We start from the raw sequence: 23,321 nt of genomic DNA on the forward strand, positions 1-23,321 counted from the left end.
AAAGGCCCGGGGAGGCGGGCGGCCCGCCTCCCCGGCACCCTGGGCCCTGCTGTTGACCCGGCGGCCCGGCTATTGCCCCGACTGCACGTCGATGTTGCGTTGCACGGAGGTGGCCCCCACGTCCTTGAGGATGATCTGCGCCAGCCGCGCCGCGGTGTCATCCGTAAGGCTCTTGGCCAAAGGGGCGGACCGCTGCAGGCCCTGGCTGGGCGGCGTGTTCTGGAGCCGTTGTCCCAACTCGGCCTGAATCTGGCCAATCATGTCCTTGGCCTGGGTGGACAGGTCCCGGCGCGTGCCCCCCGAAATGACGAACTGGATGGCCGCCGACGTGGTTCTGCATTCAGTGCACTCGAGGTTGAGGGCAAGGGCCCGGTTGTTGACGGTCAGCGTCGTTGCCCGACGGGCCACCACCAGTTGCACGGAGACTGCGGAGGAGGAACACCCGGCACAGCTTGACCAGGCCGCCGCGGAATTGTCAGCACTGGCCATTTTGCCATCAAAGTAGACCACCTGGAAGGTGGTGGCCACGCCCGAACAGCCGTCGCAATTGCTCGTAGCGATGGAGACGGATCCAGCCTTGGTCGTCGAGGAGGACGTCCGCACGGCGCTTTCAGCGCTGTCCGAAACCGTCGGCTGCCCCACCGTGGGAATCGCCGTGGACACGGTGTCCAGGCCGTTGGACCGGTGGATGGTCACATGGGTCCCTTGGGGCGCGGCATCGGCCGGGATCACTCCGCCGGTGGCCGGCCCGATGAGGAGCATCCCCGACACCAGGATGAGTACGCCAAAGGCGCTCTTGACCAACTTTGTTCGCATTGCTATTCCTCATATCTACTATGAACTGCCGATCGGATCGAAGTCACTGCTGCAATACATGAGGAGACCGCGAAAATCATTGGTAGGCACTGCGGGAACGGGTTGGGGCGTGGACAGCCGAGGCCTGGACCGGGTGCAGGGAATCCACCAATGACTCAAAAATCGATGAGGGCCTCACGCCCAGCTCCCGGTTCAACCGGCCACGAAAGTCGTGAAACGACTGCAGTGCCGAGGCGTTGTTGCCGGCCTGGACGTGACACTGCAGCAGGACCAGCTGCGCGCTTTCACGAAGCGGCTCGATCGAGGTGGCGGCAAGCGCGGCCTCCGTGGCCCGCCCGGTGTCGCCGATCTGGAGGAAGCTGCGGGCAAGGGCCTCCAAGCCGTCAAGGCGCAGCTGCTGCAGGCGTTCCTGTTCGAAGATGACCCAATCGTCGTACCAGCCGGGCAGGAGGTCCGCATGGTAAAGCAGGTGGGCCGATCCCGAAGGGGCAGCGTTTCCGTCCTGGATATCGGCGATGAGCCAGCGGATCTTGTGAAAATCGACGTCGACGTCCGGTTCCAAGGACAGGTAGTCGTGCTTGGGATCCAAGATTCCGGGAAGCTTGTGCGTTATGTGAAACAAGCTTGCCCGGAGATTTCCCGCGGCCTGGGCCTCGGAACTATCCGGCCACAGCAGACTTGCCAGAGAGAGCCTGGACCGGGTGCCGAAAAGTGCCAGGGCGGAAATGACGCGTTGCTGGCGATGGCCAACTTCGACCCTGCCGCCATTGATCCGGAGTTGCCATGAACCCAGCAAGGTGAGTTCCCAATTTTGACTTACGAGACCATCCATGTCTCCCCCCGACCCCGGCATCACCACGGAATTGTGGTTCAGACAGCTGCACCGGTTTCGGATGCTTAGGAAGCCAGTGCGCGTCCGTCGCCGACAAGAAGAGCATGGCCGCAGGGGGCGGCCATTGTCAATCGAATTCTGGCATAAAGTTCAGTTTGGCGGCGTGTCGCAACGGCTAATTTCTGATGGGTCAGTCGGGATATTTTTCCAGCCACTCGCTGACTGTCTCGAGCAGCCGCTCATGGCTGGCCACAACAACTTCCTGCGGCGGCTCGTCCCCGGTGCCGGCAAACGTCAAGCGGCTGCGAAAGGATCCATCGGCGCTGGCCTCGGACCAAATGCGAATCACCATGGTGCCACGCCCGGCGGTACTATCCGCGGCGTCATCATCATGCATGGTGACTACTGCCAGTTCCTCTTCGTTCATTGCGGACCCCCCTAAGACCCGTTACATGAATACCCATCAGTAGTTTGCCCAGTCTATGCCCCAATACCCGATCCAGCCATTCAGCCGTCCCCTCCGTGGCCAGGCCGGTCCATCGCGGTCCCGGGTCTCCACTCCACCGGATTGTCAGCCCCTCGTGGGAAGGTGGAAGCATGACTGGAATTGGATGGCTTGTGGCCGTATTGATGTTGTTGGCCGGGCTGATGGCAGGGGCCGCCGCGGCTGCGTGGCTGATGCGCGGGCGGCTCCTTTCAGCGCAGGGCGAGGCTGCGGCCGCGCAGCGGCACGCGGGCGAAGTAAATGCCAGCTTTGCGGCCGCCGACGCCGAACGCCGCCTCCTGTTCAACCAGAACCGGGCCCTCTCCGCCCAGCAGGGCTCGGACTCCTCCGTGCTGCAGGCCCTCGGGCCGGTGTCGGAGAAGCTGAACGCGGTGCAGCGCCAGGTGGCCCTGCTGGAGCGCGACCGGGTGGAGCAGTACGGCCAGCTTGCGGAACAGTTGCGTGAAGCCAAGGCCGCGGATGCCCGGCTGCTGGCCACCACATCCTCGCTGGAGTCCGCGCTGCGCTCCAACAATGCCCGCGGCAAGTGGGGCGAGGTGCAGCTGCGCCGCGTCGTCGAGGCCGCCGGCATGCTCGCCCACGTGGACTTCGAGGAACAGGTCCACACAGCCACGGACGACGGCGCCCACCGCCCCGACATGGTGGTGCGGCTGCCCGGCGGCAAGGAGCTTGTCCTGGACGCCAAGGTCCCCCTGTCCTCCTACCTTCACGCGCACGACGCCGGACCGGCCTCAGGCGCCCAGGCGGACGAGCACCTGGCCCGCCATGCGAAGGCGGTCAAGGCTCACGTGGATGCGCTGGCCGCCAAGAAGTATTGGACGTCGGCCCACAATTCACCGGAACTGGTGATTTGCTTTGTGCCCGTGGAGTCCATCCTGTCCTCGGCCCTGCTCGCGGACCCTGCGTTGCTGGACTATGCCATGGGGAAGAGTGTGGTGCTGGCATCGCCGATTTCGCTGCTGGCCATCTTGAAGTCCATCGCGTTCAGCTGGCGGCAGGACGTGTTGACGGAAAGCGCCAAGGAATTGTTTGACCTTTCGGCACAGCTGTATTCGCGCCTGGGCGTCATGGGCGAGGCCGTCTCGGGGGTCGGCGCCTCGTTGAAAAGCTCCGTGGAGCGCTATAACAAGCTGGTGGGGACACTGGAGGCGCGGGTGCTTCCCACGGCCAGAAAGCTGAATGCCTTCGACCCCCACACGCTGGCGGCCCCGGCGCTGGTGGAAGCCACGCCGCGGTCGCTGACGGCGCCGGAACTGGAGGAACGCGCCGGCCAACGCCCGTGAACGCCGGGCCGGCTAGCGCCCGTGACCGCCCAGGCTGCGGGTGGTGTCTCCGGCCGCCTTCAGCGTGGCGCGCAGTTCCTTGGGCAGGGAGAACAGGATGTCCTCCTCCGCGGTGACCACTTCCTCCACCCCGCCGTAACCGTACTCGGCGAGGAGGTGCAGCACGTCCTGAACCAGGATTTCCGGGACGGAGGCACCGCTGGTCACGCCGACAGTGGCCACGCCTTCAAACCAGGATTCGTCGATCTCGTTCGCGAAGTCCACCCGGTGTGAGGCCTTGGCGCCGTATTCCAAGGCGACCTCCACCAGCCGCACTGAGTTCGACGAATTGGCGGAGCCCACCACAATGACAAGGTCGGCCTGCGGGGCAATCTGCTTGATCGCCACCTGGCGGTTGGTGGTGGCGTAGCAGATGTCGTCGCTGGGCGGGTCCTGCAGCTTGGGGAAGCGTTCGCGCAGGATCTTCACGATCTCCATGGTCTCGTCGACCGACAGCGTGGTTTGCGACAGCCAGATCAGGTGGTCCGGGTCCGCCACCTCCACTGTGCGCGCCTCGGCCGGGTTGTTCACGATCGTGGTGCTTTCCGGCGCCTCGCCGTAGGTTCCCTCGACTTCCTCGTGGCCTTCGTGGCCGATGAGCAGGATGTGGTTGTTGGCCTTGGCGAAGCGCACGGCCTCGCGGTGGACCTTGGTGACGAGCGGGCAGGTGGCGTCGATGGTGCGAAGCTTCCGGTCTTCGGCGGATTGGACCACGGCTGGGCTCACGCCGTGCGCCGAGAAGACGACCAGCGCGCCCTCAGGGACCTCGTCGGTTTCCTCGACAAAGATCGCGCCGCGTTCCTCCAGGGTCGAGACGACGTGGACGTTGTGAACAATCTGCTTGCGCACGTAAACGGGCGCGCCATAGTGTTCCAGCGCCTTCTCCACGGCGATCACCGCCCGGTCCACTCCGGCGCAGTAGCCTCGCGGGGCGGCCAGCAGGACGCGCTTGGGGCCGGCAACCGGGGCGGCCGCAGCCACCGCTGCGGGCGAACGGCGGCGGCGCGGAACGGCCGGCATGGGAACGGAAACGGCAGTGGTGCTCATGCCCCCATCCTACGGTGTCCGGGTCCTCCCCAGCGCTCCGGTGAGCAGCCCCACAACCACCAGGGCGGCCGCCACGATGAATCCAAGTGTGATGCCCCAGTGCCAGCTCGCCTGCGCCTGGGTGGCGAGTTCGCCCCCGAGCTGGGCCACCACGTCGCTCCCGGCACCCATCGATCTGGCCCGGCCGCCCACAATTCCGGCTCCCAGCAGCCAGGCCAGTGCAACCAGGGCCATGCCGAGACCGGCGAGGACCAGCGTCAAGGATCTCCTTCGCGCCACGATCAGGGCCAGCAGGATAAGGCCGGCGGCGACAAGTGCCGCCCAGCCGCCCATTCCGCCCACCTTGGTGAGCAGCGGCACGGCCTTGGCCACCACCGGCTGGTCGAAGCTGACGGTCGCGTCTTTCGGCGTGGGCAGAGTGACGCCGGTGTCGGCGGAAGCCTTGGCAGCCACGAGCACGACCAGCGGCGTGATGTCCAGGTGCACGTCGCCATTGCCCCGTTGCTGCGCCGTCGGGGCAAATGTGAGGGCGTGGCTGCGCCGCAGTGTTTCTGACCAGGCGTCGGCGTAACCGGGCTGCGTGTACAGGGAATGTGCCGTCGACCCGATGACACCTGCGGCGAGGTCCGCCAGTTGCGGCGGCAGGTTGAGCTGGGCGCCCGACTGCCGGGCCACCATGGATGCAAGTCCCTGCTGGAAATCGGCATTGCCGCCCAGCGGCCCGGCCAGCGCCACGAAGCCGGACTCGCTGACAATGTTGCGTTCGGCCCAGATGGCCGGTCCGGCAACGGCTGCCAGCAGGAGCGCAAGAACGACGAGCACTGCCGAAACCAATGAGCGCATTAACTTCTTCCGTGGTAGATGTGGTGAGCTTCCACTTTATGCGAAGAACGGCGGCGCTCTTCCCGGGGGCGCTCGAGGTCCCGGGGGTCCGGCCCCTGCTGTGGACAACGGCACGGTTGTGTCGGTGGCCGAAGCTAGAGTTGAGGCATGAATTGTGGCCCCCGAAGGACGGAGCGCGTTGCCCATGCAGGAAACCCCTGAACGGAAAGTGATTCCCGCCACGGCGGCTGAAACGTCCCCGGACAATCCGTGGCCGCTGGCGATGCTGAGCCAAAAGCTCAAGTCCCACATTGAAAAGGCCCCGGCCGCCTGGGTCGAAGGCCAGATCATTGAGCTGAACAAACGGGCCAATGTCAGCTATCTGACCATCCGGGACGTCGACGCCGAGGTCTCGCTCAGCGTCACCGTCTGGGGGTCCGTTCTCAGCCAGCTCGCCTCCCCGCTGGAGCGTGGGGCACGGGTGGTGGCCCAGCTCAAGCCGGACTTTTGGCTAAAAACCGGCCGCCTCTCCATGCAGGGCCGGGACATCCGCCCCGTGGGTCTGGGCGACCTCCTGGCCCGAATTGAACAACTGCGCCAGGCACTGGCCGCCGAAGGGCTGTTTGACCCGCGCCGCAAAAAGAAGCTGCCGCTGCTCCCCCACCGGATCGGGCTGGTCACCGGACGCAATTCCGACGCCATGAAGGATGTGCTGCGCAATGCGGCGCTGCGCTGGCCGGCAGTCGAATTTGAGGTGCGCGAGGTGGCCGTTCAGGGCGTCAACGCCGTCACGGCCGTCATTGGCGCCCTGCGCGAACTCGATGCCGACCTGGCCGTGGACGTGATTGTCATTGCCCGCGGCGGCGGTTCACTGGAGGACCTGCTGCCGTTCAGCCACGAGTCGCTGGTACGGGCCGTCTCCGAGGCCGCGACGCCCGTGGTCAGCGCCATTGGCCACGAAGCCGACCGCCCGCTGCTTGATGACGTGGCGGACCTGCGCGCCTCCACGCCCACCGATGCGGCCAAGCGGATCGTGCCCGACGTCGGCGAGGAACTGGGGCGCGTGGACCAGGCCCGCACCCAGCTCAACCGCCGCATCAACCAGCTGTTGGAGCGCGAGGCCGACCGCCTGGCGCAGTTGCGCTCCCGCCCCGCCCTGGCCCACCCGGAGGCCAGGCTCACCGCCAGGGCCGACGACGTCGCCCGGCTGGGCGGGCGCGCCCTGACCGCGGTGCGAACGCAAGTGGGGCGCCATGCCGACCAGCTCAGGCATCTCCGTGCCCAGGTGCGCGCGCTGTCCCCGCAAAAGACGCTCGACCGCGGATACGCCGTCGTCCAGCTGGAGGACCGCAGCATTGTTCGCGACCCGGAACAGGCCCCGGACGGGACGCCCCTGAAGATCCGCGTGGCCGGTGGCGACTTCGCCGCGGCGGCCACATCCAACTGAACCACCCACCCAGACAGCTTGACGTAAAGGACGGACCATGAGCCCTGAAACACCCGCACAGAATGCCGACGTTGCATCGCTGAGCTACGAGCAGGCGCGTGAACAGCTGGTGGCGGTGGTCAACCAGCTCGAGGCAGGCAGTTCGAGCCTCGAGGACTCGCTGGCCCTCTGGGAGCGCGGAGAGTCCCTGGCCAAAAAGTGCGAGGAATGGCTTGAGGGCGCCAAGGCCCGGCTCGACGCCGCCCGCGCCACAACTGAAGGCTGACCGCCGCGGGCCAGGCAACCGGGTCTCGACGCGCTCGCAGAGCTCGCTGCTCGACCACCGCGGGCCAGGCAGCCGGGTCTCGACGCGCTCGCAGAGCTCGCTGCTCGACCACCGGGACGGGCTGACCGCCGCGGGCCAGGCAACCGGGTCTCGACGCGCTCGCAGAGCTCGCTGCTCGACCACCGGGACGGGCTGACCGCCGCGGGCCAGGCAACCGGGTCTCGACGCGCTCGCAGAACTCGCTGCTCGACCACCGGGACGGGCTGACCGCCACCGGCCAGGCGCCCGGGTCTCGACGCGCTCGCAGAGCTCGCTGCTCGACCACCGGGACGGGCTGACCGCCGCGACCAGGCCGCCGGCCTGTCGATCCGGACAATTCGGCCTCGGGGTTCCGTTTCGGCGTCCCCGGCGCTTTCAGCCCCCGGGGGTCAGGCGTCCTTGAGGCGGGCGCGTTCGTGCTGGAGGTCGAAGTTGCCGGCGGGCCATTGCAGGTTCAAGGATGCCAGGGCATCAATGAGGATTTCCTGAACGGCCAGGCGCGCGTACCATTTTTTGTCGGCCGGCACCACGTGCCACGGCGCCGTTGCTGTGGAGGTGCGCTCGAACACCTTTTGGTAGGCGTCCATGTAGTCGGACCAGTTGGCACGCTCATCAAGGTCGCCGGGGCTGTATTTCCAGTACTTCGTGGGATCGTGAAGGCGCGCCCGCAGCCGTTCCAACTGTTCCCCGGCGCCCAGGTTCAGCATGACCTTGACCACCGTTGTCCCGGCCGCGGACAGCTCCGCCTCAAAGTCGTTGATGGCCTTGTACCGGCGCTCAAGCTCGGCAGCGTCGGCCCAGCCGTGGACGCGGTGGATCAGCACGTCCTCGTAGTGGGACCGGTCGAACACGCCGAACATGCCCGTGCGGGGCACCGCCGGGCGGATGCGCCACAGGAAGTCGTGGGCCTTCTCCTCCTCCGTGGGGGCCTTGAACGCCGTCAACTGCACGCCTTGGGGGTCCACTGCGCCCACCACGTGCGCCACGATTCCGCCCTTGCCCGCCGTGTCCATGGCTTGGAGCACCAGGAGGATCGACTTGCGGCAGCCAAAGCGGCTCTCGGCGAACAGTTGCTCCTGGAGCCGCGCCAAAACCGGCGCCCGCTCGGCCAAGGCGGCGGCGCCGTCGTCCTTCCTGCCGGAAAACCCGGGGGACGCATTGGTGGGCTGGGCGGCCAGCGAAAATCCGGGACCCACCCGGAGCAGCTCGGACGGGCTGGCGGTGAATCCAAGGGACAGCGACACGGTGGCACCTTTCCTAGGGTTTGTACGTGCTCAGGAACTCGGCAATCCGCCCCACCGCCTCCTGAAGGTCCTCGACGTTGGGCAAGGTGACCAGCCGGAAGTGGTCGGGGCGGATCCAGTTGAAGGCGGTCCCGTGGGAGACGAGGATCTTTTGCTGCTCCAGCAGGTCCAGGGCAAACTTTTCATCGCTCTTGATCGGGTAAACCCCCGGGTCCAGCTTGGGGAACAGGTACAGCGCGCCCTTGGCCTGTGCGGTGGAGACTCCGGGGATCTCATTAAGCAGCCGGTAGGCGATGTCGCGCTGTTCGCGCAGCCGCCCGCCGGGCAGGACCAGGTCCTCGATGCTCTGGTGTCCGCCCAGGGCTGTCTGGATGGCGTGCTGGCCGGGCACGTTGGCGCACATGCGCATGTTGGCCAGCAGGTTGATGCCCTCCAGGTAGTCGGCCGCCCGCGACTTGGGTCCGGAAATGGCCAGCCAGCCGGAGCGGTAGCCGCAGATGCGGTAGGCCTTGGACAGGCCGCTGAAGGTCATGCAGAGCACGTCCTCGCCGGTGATGGCGGCGGTGTTGGTGAATTCCGTGCCGTCGTAGAGGATCTTTTCGTAGATCTCGTCCGAGAACACAATGATCCCGTGCCTGCGCGCCAGCTCCACCATGCCCGTCAGGATGTGGGGCGGGTAGACGGCGCCGGTGGGGTTGTTCGGGTTGATGATGACCAGCCCCTTGGTGCGGGGCGTGATCTTCGCCTCGAGGTCTGCCAGGTCCGGCCACCAGTCGTTGTCCTCGTCGCACAGGTAGTGTACGGGGCGGCCGCCGGCAAGGCTGACGGAGGCCGTCCACAGCGGGTAGTCGGGGGTGGGCACCAGGACCTCGTCGCCCGTGTCCAGGAGGGCCATGAGGGAGAGCGTGATGAGCTCGCTCACGCCGTTGCCCAGGTACACATCGTCGACGCTGATGTTGTGGATGCCGCGCGTCTGGTAGTACTGGACGACGGCGGTCCGCGCCGAGAAGATGCCGCGCGAGTCACTGTAGCCCTGGGCATGCGGCAGGTGGCGGATCATGTCCACCAGGATGGCGTCCGGCGCCTCAAAACCAAACGGGGCCGGGTTGCCGATGTTCAGCTTCAGGATGCGGTGGCCCTCGGACTCCAATTGTTGGGCCCGTTCCAGGACGGGGCCGCGGATGTCGTAGAGGACGTTGTGAAGCTTGGTGGACTGCTTGAAATCTGCCATTTATCAAATATGGCACACCGCCGTTGCCGGTGCCGGTGTGACGTGCCCTCCCGGGCCGTGCCAATGGCTAGGAAGTGGCCTTCAGGAGGCCTTTTTGCACGAGCCAGGCGTGCGCCACCTGGGCCGGGGAGCCAAAGTGGCTGCCGGAGCCGATCCGGTTCAGGTTGACCAGCTCGTCACCGCTCAGGGCCCCGGTGACCTTATTCAGGACTGCCTGCACATCCTTGGAGACCTTGTCCGCATTGATGACGGGCACCACCGTTTCCGGCCGGAAAATGCCCTTGGTGTCGGTCAGTGTCACCAGTGCGTTGTCGTCGATGGCCGGCGAGGAGCTGTGGATGTCGGCCACCTGGATGTCGTCGCGCAGCAGCGCCAGCAGCAGCTCGTTTTTGGTCGATGGCAGTTCACGGTAGGACTTGGGGACGCAATCGTAGTCCGACGCCACGGCGGACAGCCCGCGGCCCTTGGCGCGGAACGCGGCCGAGCCGCCAAAGTCGAGCTTGCCGCACACCTTGGCGAGGTCGGCGATGGTCTTGAGGTGGTACTTTTCCGCCGTCACGGCGGTGACCACGAGGGAATCGTTGTCCTCGGCCTTGGCCGGGTCAAGCATCGCGGTGCCCGTGGGAAGCGCGGCCTTCAGGGCGTCGAGGACCGGCCCCGTGGCGGACGCCTCCGTTGAGGGGTCGAGCTGCAGGAGCATGGCGCTGGAGTAGCCGGGGGCCACGTCCACTGTTCCTGCCGCAAGCTGGCCCAGCACTGTGGGGTCCTGTGGGTCCTCCGCCTTGACCGTGGCGGCCAGCCCCGCGGCGTTCAGGGCCGCAGCATAAACGTTGGCCAGCAGTTCGCCCTCCTTGGGGCTGGCGCCGTCGGGCACGGCCGGGGTGCCCACCTCCAGCGCCGGCCCCGTTGACTGCGTGGCGCTCGGGATGACCACGATGGGGCTTGGCGTGCAGGCGGTGGCCCCCATGAACAGCAGCGACGCCACGGCCGCCACGGCGGCCAAACGTTTGAGGCGCATGCTCTCCCTTGGTGTCTGGCGGCACGGTGCCGCCCGCCGGTGCAACGGGTTGGGGCCTGCGCACCCGCACGGCTCCAGGAACCAAGCTTACCGGTGGCGCCGGCGTGCATTGCCCAAGCCCCGGGGACTTGCCGGGCCGTTTCCCGGCTGTCAACGGTGCGATGCCGGCCGTCCGCATGGCGGCCGCCGCCGGCCTCTGCGCAACGGACATGCTTCAAGGCCGGGGGCGTCGTTGCCCTTCGCTGCCGGTGGACCAGGCGCGGACGGCAACAACTACCCCCGCACGCCAAAAGCTCCCCGCGGATCAGCCCAGGTCTTCGACGTGGGCCGGGCCTGCGGCGCCGAGTTCGGGCTCCTCCCGCAGCTCTGCGCGGGTGCCGCCGCGCTCCAGCTCCAGTACCGAGACGCGGTTGGTGCCGGCCCGCAGCAGCGGTGCCGGGACGTAGAGCGTCACCTGCGGCCCCACTTCCCAGTGCCGGCCCAGGAGGAAGCCGTTGACCCAGACGAAGCCCTTGCCGAAACCGGGAAGGGCCAGGAACGTGTCGGCAGGCTCCGCAAGATGGTGCTCGCCGTGGAACCAGCCCGGGCCGGCGGGGGGTGGCGCCCCGCCGGCCAGCGCTGCCCCGCCGCCCAGCTCCAGCAGCTCCTCCAGCGGCCGTTCCAGGTTCAGGGCGCGCTGCTCCCAATGGAAGATGTAGCGCTGGTTGACAAGGACGCCCCCCAGGATGCCCTTGTCCTGGCCAAGGAGGGGGCCATAGTTGATCCGGCCCTGGTTTTCCACCAGGATTTCGAGCACCACCGGGCCGCCCGAGTGCTCCACCTTCAGGCCGGACCCGGCGGTGCCGTCCGTCAGGACGCCCGCCGGCACCCCGTCAATCCACAAGTACGCGCGGTCGTGCAGGCCGCGGAGCCGGATGGTGCCCCCGCCGGGCGGCAGCACGGCCGTGGCCGTGTAGTGCACCATGCCGCGGTCCAGCCCCAGTTCCCCGAAGGACAGCGGCTTGACGCTGGTGACGGCCCCGCCGGCCCGGGCCATTTCCAGCAGCCCGGTGCCCGGCGCGAGCTCAATGACCGACGCCGGAAGCGGCGCCGCCGGGCGGGCCAGGGCCTCGGGCACGGGGGTCAGTTCCCGCCCTTCGGCGGCAAAGAATGCCTCCCGCATGGCGTGGAACTTCAAGGTGAGTCGCCCGTCCTCGCCGATGGGCGCATCGGAGTCGTAGCTCGTGACGGTGGGTTGGATGACGCCGTCATGGTTGCAGCCGGAGGTGAGGCCGAAGTTGGTTCCGCCGTGGGCCATGTAGAGGCAGACGGAACCGTCCAGGTCCAGGATCTTGCGCACCTCGGCCGTGGCGTCGGCGGCGCCGCGGGTGTGGTGGTTCTCGGTCCAGTGGTCAAACCAGCCGTTCCAGAATTCAACGTTGAAGAAGGGTTCGCCGGGCCGGCGTCGCTGCCACACCGCGTCGGCCTCGTCGCCGCGTGAGCCCAGGGTCGCCGTCGCCCAGGTGTCCGGCAGGGAGCCGCCGTCCAGGAAATAGTCCGTGCCGCCGTCGGCCGTGAACAGCATTTCGGTGATGCCGCGGGACTGCAGCGCCGCGCGGTTCCAGCGCAGGTACTCTGCGTCGTCGCCGTAGCTGCCGTATTCGTTTTCAATCTGCACGGCGACCACGGGGCCGCCGTTGGCAGCCTGGAGCGGTGTGATGACCGGCAGGAGCGCGTCAAACCAGTCCGCGACGACGGCGGTGAAGCGTGGGTCCGAGGAGCGCAGCACCATTCCGGCGTCGGAGACGGCCCAGGCCGGGAAGCCGCCGTTGTCCCATTCGGCGCAGATGTACGGTCCGGGGCGGACGATCACGTCCAGGCCGGCGTCCCCCGCGAGCGTGATGAAACGGGCGAAGTCGCGCCAGCCGGAGAAATCCGGGGCCTGTCCCTTGTTTGGCTGGTGGAAGTTCCAGGCTACGTAGGTGTCCAGCGTGTTCACGCCCATGGCCGCCAGCCGGGCGATCCTGTCCTCCCACTGCCCCGGATGGACGCGGAAGTAGTGGATGGCGCCCGCGATGATGCGGTGCGGCCGGCCGTGCCTGTACAGCTTCCGGCCTGCGAAGGACAGGGCAGGAACAGTTGTTGCGCGCGCGCCTGTTCCGGCCCCCTGGGAGCCGCCGTTGGAGTCGTCCCCGGAAAGGCGTTCGGCCGTCACGGCGGGCAGTGCGGCATTCATGGGCAAATCTTCTCCTGGCACTGGGGCGGCAGTCGCGGGCAGGCCACGTCTGTTATGGATAACAAGCATAGCCACATGTTGCTGCCCCCGCGAACTTACCGGCCAGTTCACGGACCACCGGACGCGGATGTTACAAGAAACAATTACACTGATACCCACAAGATCGAACCAAGGCAGCACCCGCCACGCCTGCACCGCGGGCACGGCCCACCCGAGCGAGGACGCCCACCATGGAACCCAACTACCGGAGGGGCCCCGCAATGCGCGACGTCGCCGCGGCGGCCGGCGTCTCGGCACAAACCGTCTCACGCGTCCTCAGCGACCACCCCAACGTCCAGGAAGCCACCCGGCGCCGCGTGCTGGCGGCCGTGGAAGAGCTCGGGTACCGGCGGAACAACACGGCCAGGGCCCTCGTCACCGGCCGGTCCAAGACCATCGGTGTGCTGACGCTGGCCACGAACAACTACTCACGGTCCTCGCTGGCGCTTGGCGTGGAACTGGGCGCCCGCGAGGCAGGCTACACCGTCAACTCCGTGACCTCCAGCCTAAGCGTGCAGGCCCTGACCGACGCCGTGAGCCGGCTGCTGCTCCAAGGCGTGGACGGACTCATCATCGCCACGCCGCTGCGCGAGGCGGCCGCGAAGGTCCGCCAGCTGACGGCCCGCATCCCCACCGTCACCACGGACGCTTCGGCCGGAGGTGGCGACGGCCTGGTGGGCGTGGACCAGGACCTCGCAGCCGTCCTGGCCACCCGGCACCTCCTTGACCTGGGGCACAAGACCGTCTGGCACGTGGCCGGCCCCGTGGAATGGTCCGACGCGGCCAGCCGCCTGGAAAGCTGGCGCCGCACGCTGACGGAGGCCGGGCGGGAGGTGCCCCCGGAACTCCATGGGGACTGGAGCCCGGAATCCGGTTACCGCAACGGCCTGATATTGGGGCGGATGCCCGAGGTGACGGCCATCCTGGTGGCCAGCGACGAAATGGCGTTCGGCGTCATTCGCGCGCTGAGTGAACTGGGCCGGCGCATCCCCGAAGACGTGTCCGTGGTGGGGATCGACGACATTGACCTGGCGGCGTACGCCAACCCTCCCCTGACCACCATCCGGCAGTCATTTGAGGACACCGGGCGCCGGGCCGTGCTCCACCTCATTGCGCAGATCGAGAACCCGGACTTGGGCGACTATCCGGAGTTGGTGGCCCCGACGCTCGTGGTGCGCAGCAGCACCGCCCCGCCGCCAGCCGGCTAGACATTCCGCGTTCGCAGCCCGGAACGCCGCCGGCGGTTCCCGCGGCTACTTCTTGCCGGCCGCGGCGCGGTCCGCCACCAGCAGTGGCACGCCAAAAATGGGGTCCTGGTGCAGGATCCGCACATCCGCCAGCCCCCTGGCGGCCAGGTGCCGCCGGAACGCTTCCTGCAGGGCCGGCACATTGCTGCCCAGGCCGCTGCCCAACACGATGGGCCCGGCCACGCCCAGCTGCGCCGCCACCTGGCTGGCCATGGCGGCCAGCTCGGCGCCGGCCCGGTCCACCATGGCCAGCGCCGCGGCATGGCCGTTGGCGGCCGCCGCAACCACCACCGGCGACGCCGCTGCCCAGTAGCGGCGCGTGGTGCCCTGGTGGAAGTGGCCGATCAATTCGCCGGGGCTGTCCAGCTTGCAGTACTCCAGGAGTCCGCGCGTGAGCCCGTCCGGTTCGGCGCCCAGGTCCATTTGGTGCAGGCTGTAACGGACGGCCTCGCGCCCCAGCCAGTAGCCGCTGCCCTCGTCTCCCAGCAGGTAGCCCCAGCCCCCGGCGCGCGCTTCGGCCCCGTCGGCGTTGGTGCCCCATGCGGCCGACCCCGTGCCGGCAATCACGGCCACGCCGGTGGAGGCCCCGCCGGCGGCGAGCAGGAGGCGGGTGTCGTGCACCACTGTGATCACGGCACCCGGCACGAAAGGTGAGATGAGCGCGCGCAGGGCGGCGGCGTCGTCGTCCGTGTCCACGCCGCCGGCGCCGGCAAACACCACGTCCGGGTGAGGGCTGCCCAGGTCCCCAAAGAGTTCAGCCAAGTGTTCGCGGGCCGTTTCGACGCTCACGTTTTGCACGTTGGCGCTCCCGGCGCTGGCGTCCGCGGCGATTTCACCCTCCACCCAGAGCATGCCGCGCGTTTTGGAGCCGCCAATGTCCAGGCCCAGGACGGCGTGTGGCAGGACCCGGGGAGCCTCGTCAGTCACTGTGTGCTTTGTCACCCACCTAGACTAGTGGCATGTTCGCTTCCCCCATCATTGTTGCCCCCATGGCCGGCGGAACCACGACGCCGGAGCTCGCCTTGGCTGCCCGCGGCGCCGGTGCCTTTGCGTATGCCGCGGGCGGCTACAGGAGCGCCGAATCCCTCGCCGAACACCTGGCGCCGCTGCGCGCCGCCGGAGGCGACTTTGGCGTAAACCTGTTTGTGCCGCGCAGCGGGCCGCTGGCATCCGGGGACGCCTCCTCGCTCGCCCGCTACCGCCTTGAGCTGGCCGGGGACGCGGAACGCCTGGGGGCGGAGCTGCCGGCGGAGCTGCCGCCCGCGGACGGCCCCAGGGCCCGGGATTATTGGGACGAGAAGCTGGACCTGCTGCTGCACGATCCCGTGCCGCTGGTCTCCTTCACGTTCGGGCTGGCGCCGGAACCCGTGGTCACGGCGCTGCGGGCCAAGGGCACCCGGGTGGTGGCGTCCGTGACCAGCGTGGCGGAAGCGTTGGCGGCTGCCGCGACGGGCGTTGACGCCCTGGTGGTGCAGCACTCCGACGCGGGCGGCCACTCGGCGGCGTTCCTGCCGGGCGCCGAGCGTGCAGCGCCCGGCGTGGCGGGGCTGGTGGCCCGGGTGCGGGCCGCCGTCGGTCTTCCCCTGGTGGGGGCCGGCGGGATTGGCGACGCGGCCACCGCCAAGGCCGTGCTGGCTGCGGGCGCCGAGGCGGTACAGCTGGGGACGGCCGTGCTGCGCAGCGATGAAAGCGGGGCCCGCGCCCTCCACAAGGACGCCCTGGCAGACCCTGCCTACACGGCCACGGGCGTCACCCGCGCGTTTACCGGCAGGGCGGCGCGGGCGCTGGTCAATGGCTTTGTCCGGGACCATTCTGCCAACGCGCCGCACGCCTATCCCGAGGTGCATTTCCTGACCGGTCCGCTGCGCGCCGCCGCGGCAGCCGCCGGCGACCGGGAGTCCGTGAACCTGTGGGCCGGGACGGCGTGGCAAAAGGCGGCGGCGGGGCCGGTGGCCGGCATCGTCGAGGGGTTCCTGCGCATGCTGTAGGCAGCCGCCCCGGGCCCTGGCGCTTACGTCACACCGCGTGCCGTGCCGTCCAGCAGGTGCCCGCCTTCGGCCAGCACCATGTTCCTGAAGCGCGCCACCTGGACGGGCCCGTCCGGCCGGTTGCGCCAGACCAGGCCGATGTCCCGGCGCGCCTCGGGCCAGGTGATGTCCACTTCGCGCCAGCCCAGGGTGCTCCCGTGCGGGACCCCGCGGCTGGCCCGGGCAGCAGGCGCCACGGCCACACCCAAGCCCGCGGAGACCAGCCCGCGAATGGTGTGCAGGTCCTGGCCCTGGAAGGCCACGCGCGCCCGGAAACCCGCACTGCGGCACAGGGCCTCCACGATGGAACGCATGCCATAGCCGGGTTCCAGCATCACAAACCCTTCGTCCCGGACGGAGTCGAGCCGGATCCCGCCCGAGCCGGCCAGCCGGTGGCCCTCGGGAACCACGAGCTTCAGCGGTTCCGAATACAGCACCTCGGAGCCGAGGGTCCTGCTCGGCGCCGGCGGCGGGGCGACCAGCGCGAGGTCCGCCGCGCCGCTTTCCAGAAGTTCCAGGCAGAACTGCCGGCTGCCCTGCTGGAGATCGAAGGTGACCGCCGGGTGCTCCTTGGCGAAGGCCCTGATGAGCTGGGGCAGCACGGCCTCGCCGAAGGTGTGCTGAAAGGCCACTGCGATCCGTCCGAATGACTTCCCCGACTCCTGCCGGGCCAGCGCCAGGCCCGTGCGGACAGCATCCAGCGCCTCGGCCGCCTTTGGTATGAGTGCGAGCGCCGCGGGCGTCAGCTCCACGCCGCGGCCCCGGCGCAGCAGCAGCGGTGTGCCCACGACGCCGGCCGCCCGGGACAGTGCCCGGCTGACCGTCGACTGCGGGATTCCCAGCGCCTGCGCGGCGGCCGTGACATGGCGGCTGGCCCCCAGTTCCACCAGGATCGGCAGCACCGGCAGCAGCCGGGAGAGCTCGGCGTGGTCATCTTCCATGCTTCATGGAACCACGCCGGCCCTCGGACTGTCATCCACATGCGGATCAATTTGCCAAATATCATGCATTGGACGCATTGTTCTGGCGGCCCTACGGTTGAACTTGTGATGAGCGCGAACCAGCCAGGAGCCACCACGGCCGCCCTCCCATGGGCCGGCCACGGACTCGGCAGCACCGGTTACCGGCGGGTCCTGGCCGCGCTGGCCTGTTCGGGCGTCGCGACGTTTGCGCAGCTGTACTCCGTCCAGGGCCTGCTCCCGCTGATGTCCCGCGACCTGGGGGTCACGGCGGCACAGGCGTCCCTGGCCATTTCCGTCGCCACGATGGGCCTGGCCGTGGCGGTGCTGCCGTGGTCGTTTGTGGCAGACCGGGCCGGCAGGGTCCGGACCATGGGGCTCGCCGTCATGCTGGCCACCGTGTTTGGCCTGCTGGTTCCCGCTGCGCCCAATTTTGAGGTGCTTCTGGTCCTGCGGGCTTTGGAGGGAGCGGCCCTGGGCGGCGTGCCGGCCCTTGCCATTGCCTACCTGAGCGAGGAAATCAGCCCGCGCCACGCCGGCGCCGCGGCCGGAGCCTATGTGGCCGGCACGACGCTGGGCGGCCTCTTCGGGCGGCTGCTGGCCGGACCCGTGGCAGACCTTGCCGGCTGGCGGGTCGGGACCCTTGCGGTGTCCATTTGCGCTGCTGCGGCAGCCGCCGGATTCCTGCTGTTGGCACCACGCCCGCGCGGCTTTGTCCCGGTCCACCGGGGCGGCTTTGGCGCGGCCCTGGCCAGGCTGCTCCCGCAGCTGCGCAACAAGAGGCTGCTGGCCTTGTACGCGCAGGCGTTTCTGCTGATGGGCGCATTCGTCAGCGTTTACAACTACCTGGGGTTCCGTCTGGAGGCGCCCCCCTACCTGCTGCCGGCCTCGGCCGTGGCACTGCTGTTTCTGGCCTACCTGGCCGGCACGGTATCCTCCCGCGCCGTGGCAGGTCTGGCGGCGCGGTTTGGCCGGCGCAACATGCTGCTGGCGTCCACCGCCGTCATGGTGGGCGGCCTGGCGGTGACGCTGTCCGGGGTGCTGCCCGTCATCCTGGCCGGCCTGGTGTTGTTCACGGCCGGCTTCTTCGGCGCCCACAGCATCGCATCCGGGTGGACGGGGGCCCTGGCCACCTCGGGCCGGGCCCAGGCCTCCTCGCTGTACAACCTCAGCTACTACGCCGGCTCCAGCCTGGTGGGCTGGGCCGCGGGGCTCGTGTTTCAGGGGGCCGGGTGGGCCGCGCTGGCGGCTGCCTTGGCGGTCCTGGCCGTGCTGGCGGCTGTCACGGCGGCGGTGCTGCTGCCCGCCGGACACCCCCAACGTTCCTTCAGATAATTCAGCCTTCAGGTATGGACTTGATCGCTCCTTGGCGGTGGCCTGTGTCCAGGTGACGCGCTCAGGGACGCTCCTCGGCTGCTCCTTGAGGGCCCGCTACCGGTTTGTGAATAGTTACTCGGGACATTCCGGGCTCGCGTGCAACCTGCGTGGCAGGTTCGCCGCCCTCTTCCAGGTGCCTTGCGCTTTGAATCCGGCGGCCCGTGACGCGGCGGGGCGGCCGCCCACGTCCTTCGGTGTCGACCTCGACGCCGCCGAGCTTGAGGCCCCGCAGGCCCGCACCCTGGCTGCTGACGGTGCGTGCGATCAGCGATCCGCTGGACACTGGATCGGTAGGCCCGTCGGCTTACCTTGCCGCGTCAAGACGCCCTGCACCGAAAAGCGATGCGGGACACCGAGACGAATGTGGACAGAGACGCGGAGACCAGCCTGCGCTGGCGATGGCGCGACGAAAACCTGGGCCGAGGTCGGCGGTGTTCGTCATTCTGGATGCCCCGTCGAGCCACGTGAGGCAGAACTGTCGCCGCTTCAGTTGCCGGTCCTGGTTTGACCGGCCGTGGTTTCACGGGTGGTGCAGTCAATGACGTGGGCTGTGCCGGCGATTTCCCGGAAGGTAAAGACGCCGTCCAGCGCGGCTCGTACCGACCCGAACTTTGCGGACAGGGCCAGCGTGCGCATGAGGTCATCGACTATTTTTATGCGGTAGGCCCCGTCGGTCTCTTGGTGCAGTTCGATTCGTCCGGTCATCTGTTGTCTCCTCGTTGAGCCATGGTTGTGTGGTTGGTCAATGCCCGGCGCCGGCGCTGCCCGGCCGTTCCGCGCACACTGTCCGCCATCCGGTTCGTGCCCGGGAAGGGAAAACTCGGGGGCTGCTCCCCCTGATCGCGTGCCGGTCTGGCACAGTCCACTGGGTTCCGGTTCATTTTGTCCCGTTTTCATTTGGTGCAGGGGCCGTTTGTGCCGCCAGGCAAACCTTTGCCGCATCGATCCGGCGGGTGCCCAGTTTGGTCCGGCCGCGCCCGGGTGTCCCATGTTTGACGGCGAAATGACCGTCTCCGCGGGCGTGCTGGAGTACGGAGCCGCAGGGATGGCTCATAGCGGCACGTCCAGCTGGAATCCACAGCTGCACGTGAGCCGGCGGGTGTGAATCGAAATCGCGTCGCCCGGATTGTCTTGGCTGTCCGCGGGAGGGTGGAGATGTGAAACACCTTCAGCGATTTCCTCCATCGGCTCACCGCAATGGATGAAGTAGCGCCCGAAGTGCAGGACCCCCGGGGCTGTGGCACCTGAGTTGAGGAGCTCGGCCACCTGCTGGACCGTGGCATCCTGGGCGCAGAAGGCACCGCAGGCTGAACATGAGTACTCTACGGCGATACGGTCGGCGGTCTTCGGCTTGATCGGCCCAATGAATTCGATGATCAAGTCATCGGTGCCACCGCACCCGCAGCAGTTCAACGCCTGCGTCCCAGGGGCGTCGCTTCCCCCATGAAGACTTGCAGCTGGCGTGGCGGCCATGAAGATTCTCCCGAATGACGTTCAAGAGACCAGGACGTGATTGTTTAGGCGGTGACCGGAACTGACCCGGCCACCGCTTACCCCCAAAGAGAGTGTGCACCCCCCCGGATAGTCACACAATCATTAGTTTTCCATAATCTCATGAAAGAGTGAATGGTTTGGGAGCGCTTTTTCAAGATCTGCGCGCATATGACGTCCCGAGCGGCGCCAGGCTGGTTCCCAAAACTGGACGAAGCCGTATCAGATGGCACCCGTCACAGCGCACCGTGCCGGGCGGATCCCGGGGCACCCGGGATGAGGCCGACCGCGGGAGGTCTGCCGCAGGGGTGAAGGCAATCCCGAGCCGGCCGCTTCGCCGGTGCGGGGCCGCGGGGCCTTGGCCAAAGAACCGGAGAAGTCAGTTACGGGCCGGTGCCGCGTGCACCGCACGGAACAGGGCGTGATCGGGAATCCCACCGGACTGGCGACCGGCACGCCGCTGCCCGCCAGTGCGGCCCACTTCAGGATTCTTCTCATCCAAGGTTCGCCCAAACCGCCTGCGCCGCCGCAGCGTCCTGCTCCCTGCGCCGCAACATGCGGCTGAGGGCCTCCATTCGATCGGCAACCAGCGCCACCAGTGCGCTGTTGGCGGTTTCACGAAGGGCTTCCGCACGCGCGCCGGGCGCCCAGCCAGCCTCGGCGGGCGTGATCAAGCCGGTGGCCACCAGACCATTGGCGAGGCCTACGCCGGCGATCCGGGCGCAACAGACGGCGAGTCCGGGAGTGAGCCGGTTGGCCGAGATTTGCGTGGAAAGGTTTTGCGGTGCAATCCCGATACTGCGGGACAGCCTTTGGCGCAGACCGGAGGGGCCGATGGCATCCAACCACGCCCGCACGGACGCCCGGTGCGGGATGGGGGAGAACTCGATCTGGACTTCATCGCTGCCGCTCTCCGCGGCGGCACTCCGGGCCAGGACCTCCCGAAGCAGGTCCATATCGGATATTTGACTCAGCAGCTCAGCATCAGTGGGCTGGGAAACCCCTTCAGCCACATCCCGATAATCCGGGAACGCAGAGAGGGATTCAACCACCGAAAGCCCTCTGGAACGGCTCACGGCGACCACCGTGGCAACGCTGACACGACCGCGCACCAATTGCTGGGCCAGAGTCGTGCGCTTGATCCCGGCCGCACGGCACACCGCCGCATGGCTCATCGTCGGCGCCACGACGTCAAGCCATTGCTGGAACGACACCGCAGGAACCGTCAAGGCCGCACTCTCTTCGCGACTGCACCGAATAAGGACGAAAGCTGCGGATCACGTGCCATGCACGCATATGCGTGCCGGTGGACGGGGGATTCCAAGGCGCCCCGCGTGGCGCAGGCGCCTGCGGGGCAGCAGCCCCAGAAATCGGTGTCAGAGTTAGGCCGGAAGGACATCTTTAAAGACGGTGTCTCACGGGCTTGATTTTCGCAGCGATGATTATCGCGCCCTACCGGGCCGTGCCTGTCCAATGGCGGATGCCCTGGGTAGCGGAAGCAACGCTTCGACGACCCCGGAAGAAGGCCCATGACAGCAGCCTGCCCCTGCTCCCCGTCATCCAGCTGTGCCCTGTCAGGGACCTTCCAGACATCCGATACCGATCTCATGGCGGGCCGCCAGCCGCTATAAGGGACGAAGAAAGCCACAGGCAGCGAATGGGCTGCATGTTCCCGGGAGCCAACCATCGCGGCAGTCACCTTCCAAAAAATCAGGAAATTAAGGTTCTGCCGGGGTCTGGGGCGTACTCACCACGCTAACAGGCTTCGACGTCCGCCGATAGTGCAGCCATGGCGCCAAGCAGGTGGTGGCATGCTTACATCCATGAGGGGCAAACGGTGTCCGCCGTTTCACTGAACCCCAGTGAAGCCCAGGGAGGACCGGACCGCGCGTAATAATGGTTTCCCGAAATACCCCTGTCAATGCCCAGCCTCGGGCCTTGCAGACTTCGGTGCAATCGTTTGCCGATGCAGCCACCATCATCCTGCTGCGGGAGCCGGCCCTTGCAACCCATGAGATGCACGACGACGACAGGTCCGGGGGTGCGGCTTCGAGCGGTCACAAAACACCGCCCACCATCGCCAAGCAATTATCTGCAGGGGCGTCAGTGACAGACCGCTTCGATGGCATGGACCAGGTCCGCCAGAATGTCCTCCGCGTTTTCCAGCCCCACGGAAACGCGCAGCATCGTGGCGTGCGGCTTGGCTTCCGCCGCCACGGGCCGATGCGTCAGGCCCGCCGGGTGCTGGATCAAGGTGTCCACCCCGCCCAGCGAGACGGCGTGGGTCATGAGCCGGGCATGCCCCGGGATGGCCTCGGCATGCTCGGCCGTGTCCACCTCAAATGACATCAGGGAACCGGGCCCGGCCATCTGCGTGCCGACCAGGCCCCGCGGGTCGCATTCGGGCAGGCCCGGGTACAGCACGCGTGCCACGGATTCGTGCGACTGGAGCGCGGAGGCCACCTTGTGGGCGGTTTCCTGCTGTGCGCGGACCCGGACCGGCAGCGTCGCCAGACCGCGGTGCAAAAGGTAGGCGGGCCAGGGAGTCAGCAGCCCGCCCGTGATGGCACGGACCTGCCGCAGCCGTGACGCCCAGCCGGCATCCGTGGCCACCACGCCGCCCATCGCGTCGCCGTGGCCGCCCAGGAACTTCGTGGCACTGTGCAGCACCAGGGACGCCCCCAGCTCCAGCGGCCGCTGCAGGACCGGCGTGGCGAACGTGTTGTCAATCATGACCGGCACGCCGTCCGCCTCGGCCACGAGCGCGTTGATGTCCAGGAGGCGCAGGTCCGGGTTGGCGGGCGTCTCGGCAATGACCAGTCCGGTGTCGGGACGCAGCGCGCCGCGGACCCCGCCCGGCTGCACAAACGTCACCCGCGTCCCGAGCAGGCCGGTGGCCAGCACATGGTCGGAGCCGCCATAGAGCGGGCGGACGGCCACCACATGGGGCTTTCCGCCCGCGACGGCGGCGAGCAGCACCGCGGCCAGCGCCGCCATGCCGGTGGCAAAGGAGACGGACTCCGCGGAGCCTTCCAGCGCCGAGACCCCGGACTCAAAGCGGGCAACGGTGGGGTTCCACAGCCGCTGGTACACAGTGGTCTGGCCGGGGCCGGGCACACCTCCCGTGGCCAGGAGCTCATAGGCGTCGCCGCCGGACCCCACACCTGCCAGGGGTGCCGTGGTGGACATGTCTAGTGGAATGGCATGCACGCCCAGTTCCGCCAGGTCCTCACGCCCTGCATGGACCGCCGTTGAATCCCAGCCCAGTTCGATGCCCAACATTGCCAACCTGCTTTCCCCGGCGCCGTTGCCGGAAGGGTTCCTCAAGTAGCAGCAAGTATGGCCCAAAAACACAGATATTTGGTAGAATAGTGAACT

Annotated in this window: 21 protein-coding genes; 6 read left to right on the forward strand and 15 right to left on the reverse strand. The window is 67.9% G+C overall.

Going from position 1 to position 23,321, the window contains the following annotated elements; translation table 11 throughout:
• Positions 1-69: 69 nt before the first annotated feature.
• The 3 genes from G6034_RS15635 to G6034_RS15645 form a co-directional block, all read right to left on the reverse strand.
• Positions 70-816: a hypothetical protein gene (locus G6034_RS15635; RefSeq protein WP_176636041.1), complete on the reverse strand. Its 747-nt coding sequence runs from the start codon at positions 814-816 to the stop codon at positions 70-72.
• A gap of 76 nt (positions 817-892) precedes the next feature.
• A complete protein-coding gene (locus G6034_RS15640; RefSeq protein ID WP_176636042.1) occupies positions 893-1,405 on the reverse strand; it encodes a bacterial transcriptional activator domain-containing protein in 513 nt (170 codons plus the stop codon).
• Between the two features lie 433 nt (positions 1,406-1,838).
• On the reverse strand, positions 1,839-2,075 hold the full coding sequence (locus G6034_RS15645; protein WP_176636043.1) for a hypothetical protein: 237 nt from the start codon (positions 2,073-2,075) through the stop codon (positions 1,839-1,841).
• Between the two features lie 170 nt (positions 2,076-2,245).
• On the opposite strand from G6034_RS15645, the gene G6034_RS15650 reads away from it, so the two are divergent.
• A complete protein-coding gene (locus tag G6034_RS15650) occupies positions 2,246-3,436 on the forward strand; it encodes a DNA recombination protein RmuC (RefSeq protein WP_176636044.1) in 1,191 nt (396 codons plus the stop codon).
• 12 nt (positions 3,437-3,448) lie between these two features.
• Here the strand turns inward: G6034_RS15650 and G6034_RS15655 are convergent, their stop codons facing one another.
• Both G6034_RS15655 and G6034_RS15660 read right to left on the reverse strand, forming a co-directional pair.
• Positions 3,449-4,522, reverse strand: coding sequence for a 4-hydroxy-3-methylbut-2-enyl diphosphate reductase (locus G6034_RS15655; RefSeq protein ID WP_176636045.1), 1,074 nt, complete (start codon positions 4,520-4,522; stop codon positions 3,449-3,451).
• 9 nt (positions 4,523-4,531) lie between these two features.
• Positions 4,532-5,365 (reverse strand): hypothetical protein, encoded by an 834-nt coding sequence (locus G6034_RS15660; RefSeq protein WP_176636046.1) that lies wholly within the window; start codon positions 5,363-5,365, stop codon positions 4,532-4,534.
• 184 nt (positions 5,366-5,549) lie between these two features.
• On the opposite strand from G6034_RS15660, the gene xseA reads away from it, so the two are divergent.
• Together xseA and G6034_RS15670 are read left to right on the forward strand one after the other, a co-directional pair.
• The gene (gene xseA, locus G6034_RS15665; protein ID WP_176636047.1) at positions 5,550-6,791 is read left to right on the forward strand and encodes an exodeoxyribonuclease VII large subunit; all 1,242 of its coding nucleotides are present in this window, start codon (positions 5,550-5,552) and stop codon (positions 6,789-6,791) included.
• Positions 6,792-6,828: 37 nt separating this feature from the next.
• Positions 6,829-7,056 (forward strand): exodeoxyribonuclease VII small subunit, encoded by a 228-nt coding sequence (locus G6034_RS15670; RefSeq protein ID WP_176636048.1) that lies wholly within the window; start codon positions 6,829-6,831, stop codon positions 7,054-7,056.
• 428 nt (positions 7,057-7,484) lie between these two features.
• On the opposite strand, the gene G6034_RS15675 is transcribed toward G6034_RS15670, so the two are convergent.
• The 4 genes from G6034_RS15675 to G6034_RS15690 form a co-directional block, all read right to left on the reverse strand.
• A complete protein-coding gene (locus G6034_RS15675) occupies positions 7,485-8,339 on the reverse strand; it encodes a PPK2 family polyphosphate kinase (RefSeq protein ID WP_176636049.1) in 855 nt (284 codons plus the stop codon).
• 13 nt (positions 8,340-8,352) lie between these two features.
• Positions 8,353-9,570 (reverse strand): pyridoxal phosphate-dependent aminotransferase, encoded by a 1,218-nt coding sequence (locus G6034_RS15680; protein ID WP_176636050.1) that lies wholly within the window; start codon positions 9,568-9,570, stop codon positions 8,353-8,355.
• 67 nt (positions 9,571-9,637) lie between these two features.
• On the reverse strand, positions 9,638-10,588 hold the full coding sequence (locus G6034_RS15685) for a glycine betaine ABC transporter substrate-binding protein (protein ID WP_176636051.1): 951 nt from the start codon (positions 10,586-10,588) through the stop codon (positions 9,638-9,640).
• 304 nt (positions 10,589-10,892) lie between these two features.
• Positions 10,893-12,803 carry a glycoside hydrolase family 35 protein gene (locus G6034_RS15690; protein WP_176636052.1) on the reverse strand — a complete coding sequence of 637 codons (1,911 nt, stop codon included), beginning with the start codon at positions 12,801-12,803 and terminating at the stop codon, positions 10,893-10,895.
• A 230-nt stretch (positions 12,804-13,033) separates the two neighbouring features.
• Here G6034_RS15690 and G6034_RS15695 point away from each other — a divergent pair, with 230 nt between their 5' ends.
• Positions 13,034-14,050: a LacI family DNA-binding transcriptional regulator gene (locus G6034_RS15695; RefSeq protein WP_246296090.1), complete on the forward strand. Its 1,017-nt coding sequence runs from the start codon at positions 13,034-13,036 to the stop codon at positions 14,048-14,050.
• A gap of 45 nt (positions 14,051-14,095) precedes the next feature.
• Here G6034_RS15695 and G6034_RS15700 read toward each other — a convergent pair whose 3' ends face one another.
• Positions 14,096-15,031 (reverse strand): N-acetylglucosamine kinase, encoded by a 936-nt coding sequence (locus G6034_RS15700; protein ID WP_343038104.1) that lies wholly within the window; start codon positions 15,029-15,031, stop codon positions 14,096-14,098.
• 17 nt (positions 15,032-15,048) lie between these two features.
• Here G6034_RS15700 and G6034_RS15705 point away from each other — a divergent pair, with 17 nt between their 5' ends.
• On the forward strand, positions 15,049-16,077 hold the full coding sequence (locus G6034_RS15705; protein WP_176636053.1) for a nitronate monooxygenase: 1,029 nt from the start codon (positions 15,049-15,051) through the stop codon (positions 16,075-16,077).
• Positions 16,078-16,100: 23 nt separating this feature from the next.
• Here the strand turns inward: G6034_RS15705 and G6034_RS15710 are convergent, their stop codons facing one another.
• The gene (locus tag G6034_RS15710; RefSeq protein ID WP_176636054.1) at positions 16,101-17,057 is read right to left on the reverse strand and encodes a LysR family transcriptional regulator; all 957 of its coding nucleotides are present in this window, start codon (positions 17,055-17,057) and stop codon (positions 16,101-16,103) included.
• A gap of 108 nt (positions 17,058-17,165) precedes the next feature.
• On the opposite strand from G6034_RS15710, the gene G6034_RS15715 reads away from it, so the two are divergent.
• Positions 17,166-18,410, forward strand: a complete 1,245-nt coding sequence (locus G6034_RS15715; RefSeq protein ID WP_176636055.1) for an MFS transporter — start codon at positions 17,166-17,168, stop codon at positions 18,408-18,410.
• Positions 18,411-18,938: 528 nt separating this feature from the next.
• Here the strand turns inward: G6034_RS15715 and G6034_RS15720 are convergent.
• The 4 genes from G6034_RS15720 to G6034_RS15735 all read right to left on the reverse strand — a co-directional run bounded on the left by G6034_RS15720 (position 18,939) and on the right by G6034_RS15735 (position 23,225).
• Positions 18,939-19,157: a hypothetical protein gene (locus tag G6034_RS15720; RefSeq protein WP_176636056.1), complete on the reverse strand. Its 219-nt coding sequence runs from the start codon at positions 19,155-19,157 to the stop codon at positions 18,939-18,941.
• A 345-nt stretch (positions 19,158-19,502) separates the two neighbouring features.
• Positions 19,503-19,832 carry a hypothetical protein gene (locus tag G6034_RS15725; RefSeq protein ID WP_176636057.1) on the reverse strand — a complete coding sequence of 110 codons (330 nt, stop codon included), beginning with the start codon at positions 19,830-19,832 and terminating at the stop codon, positions 19,503-19,505.
• A gap of 605 nt (positions 19,833-20,437) precedes the next feature.
• Positions 20,438-21,172 (reverse strand): hypothetical protein, encoded by a 735-nt coding sequence (locus G6034_RS15730; RefSeq protein WP_176636058.1) that lies wholly within the window; start codon positions 21,170-21,172, stop codon positions 20,438-20,440.
• Positions 21,173-22,046: 874 nt separating this feature from the next.
• A complete protein-coding gene (locus tag G6034_RS15735) occupies positions 22,047-23,225 on the reverse strand; it encodes a trans-sulfuration enzyme family protein (protein ID WP_176636059.1) in 1,179 nt (392 codons plus the stop codon).
• Between the last annotated feature and the right edge of the window lie 96 nt (positions 23,226-23,321).

It is taken from the genome of Arthrobacter wenxiniae, from assembly GCF_013376105.1.
In the GTDB taxonomy this organism is placed as follows: Bacteria; Actinomycetota; Actinomycetes; order Actinomycetales; family Micrococcaceae; genus Specibacter; species Specibacter wenxiniae.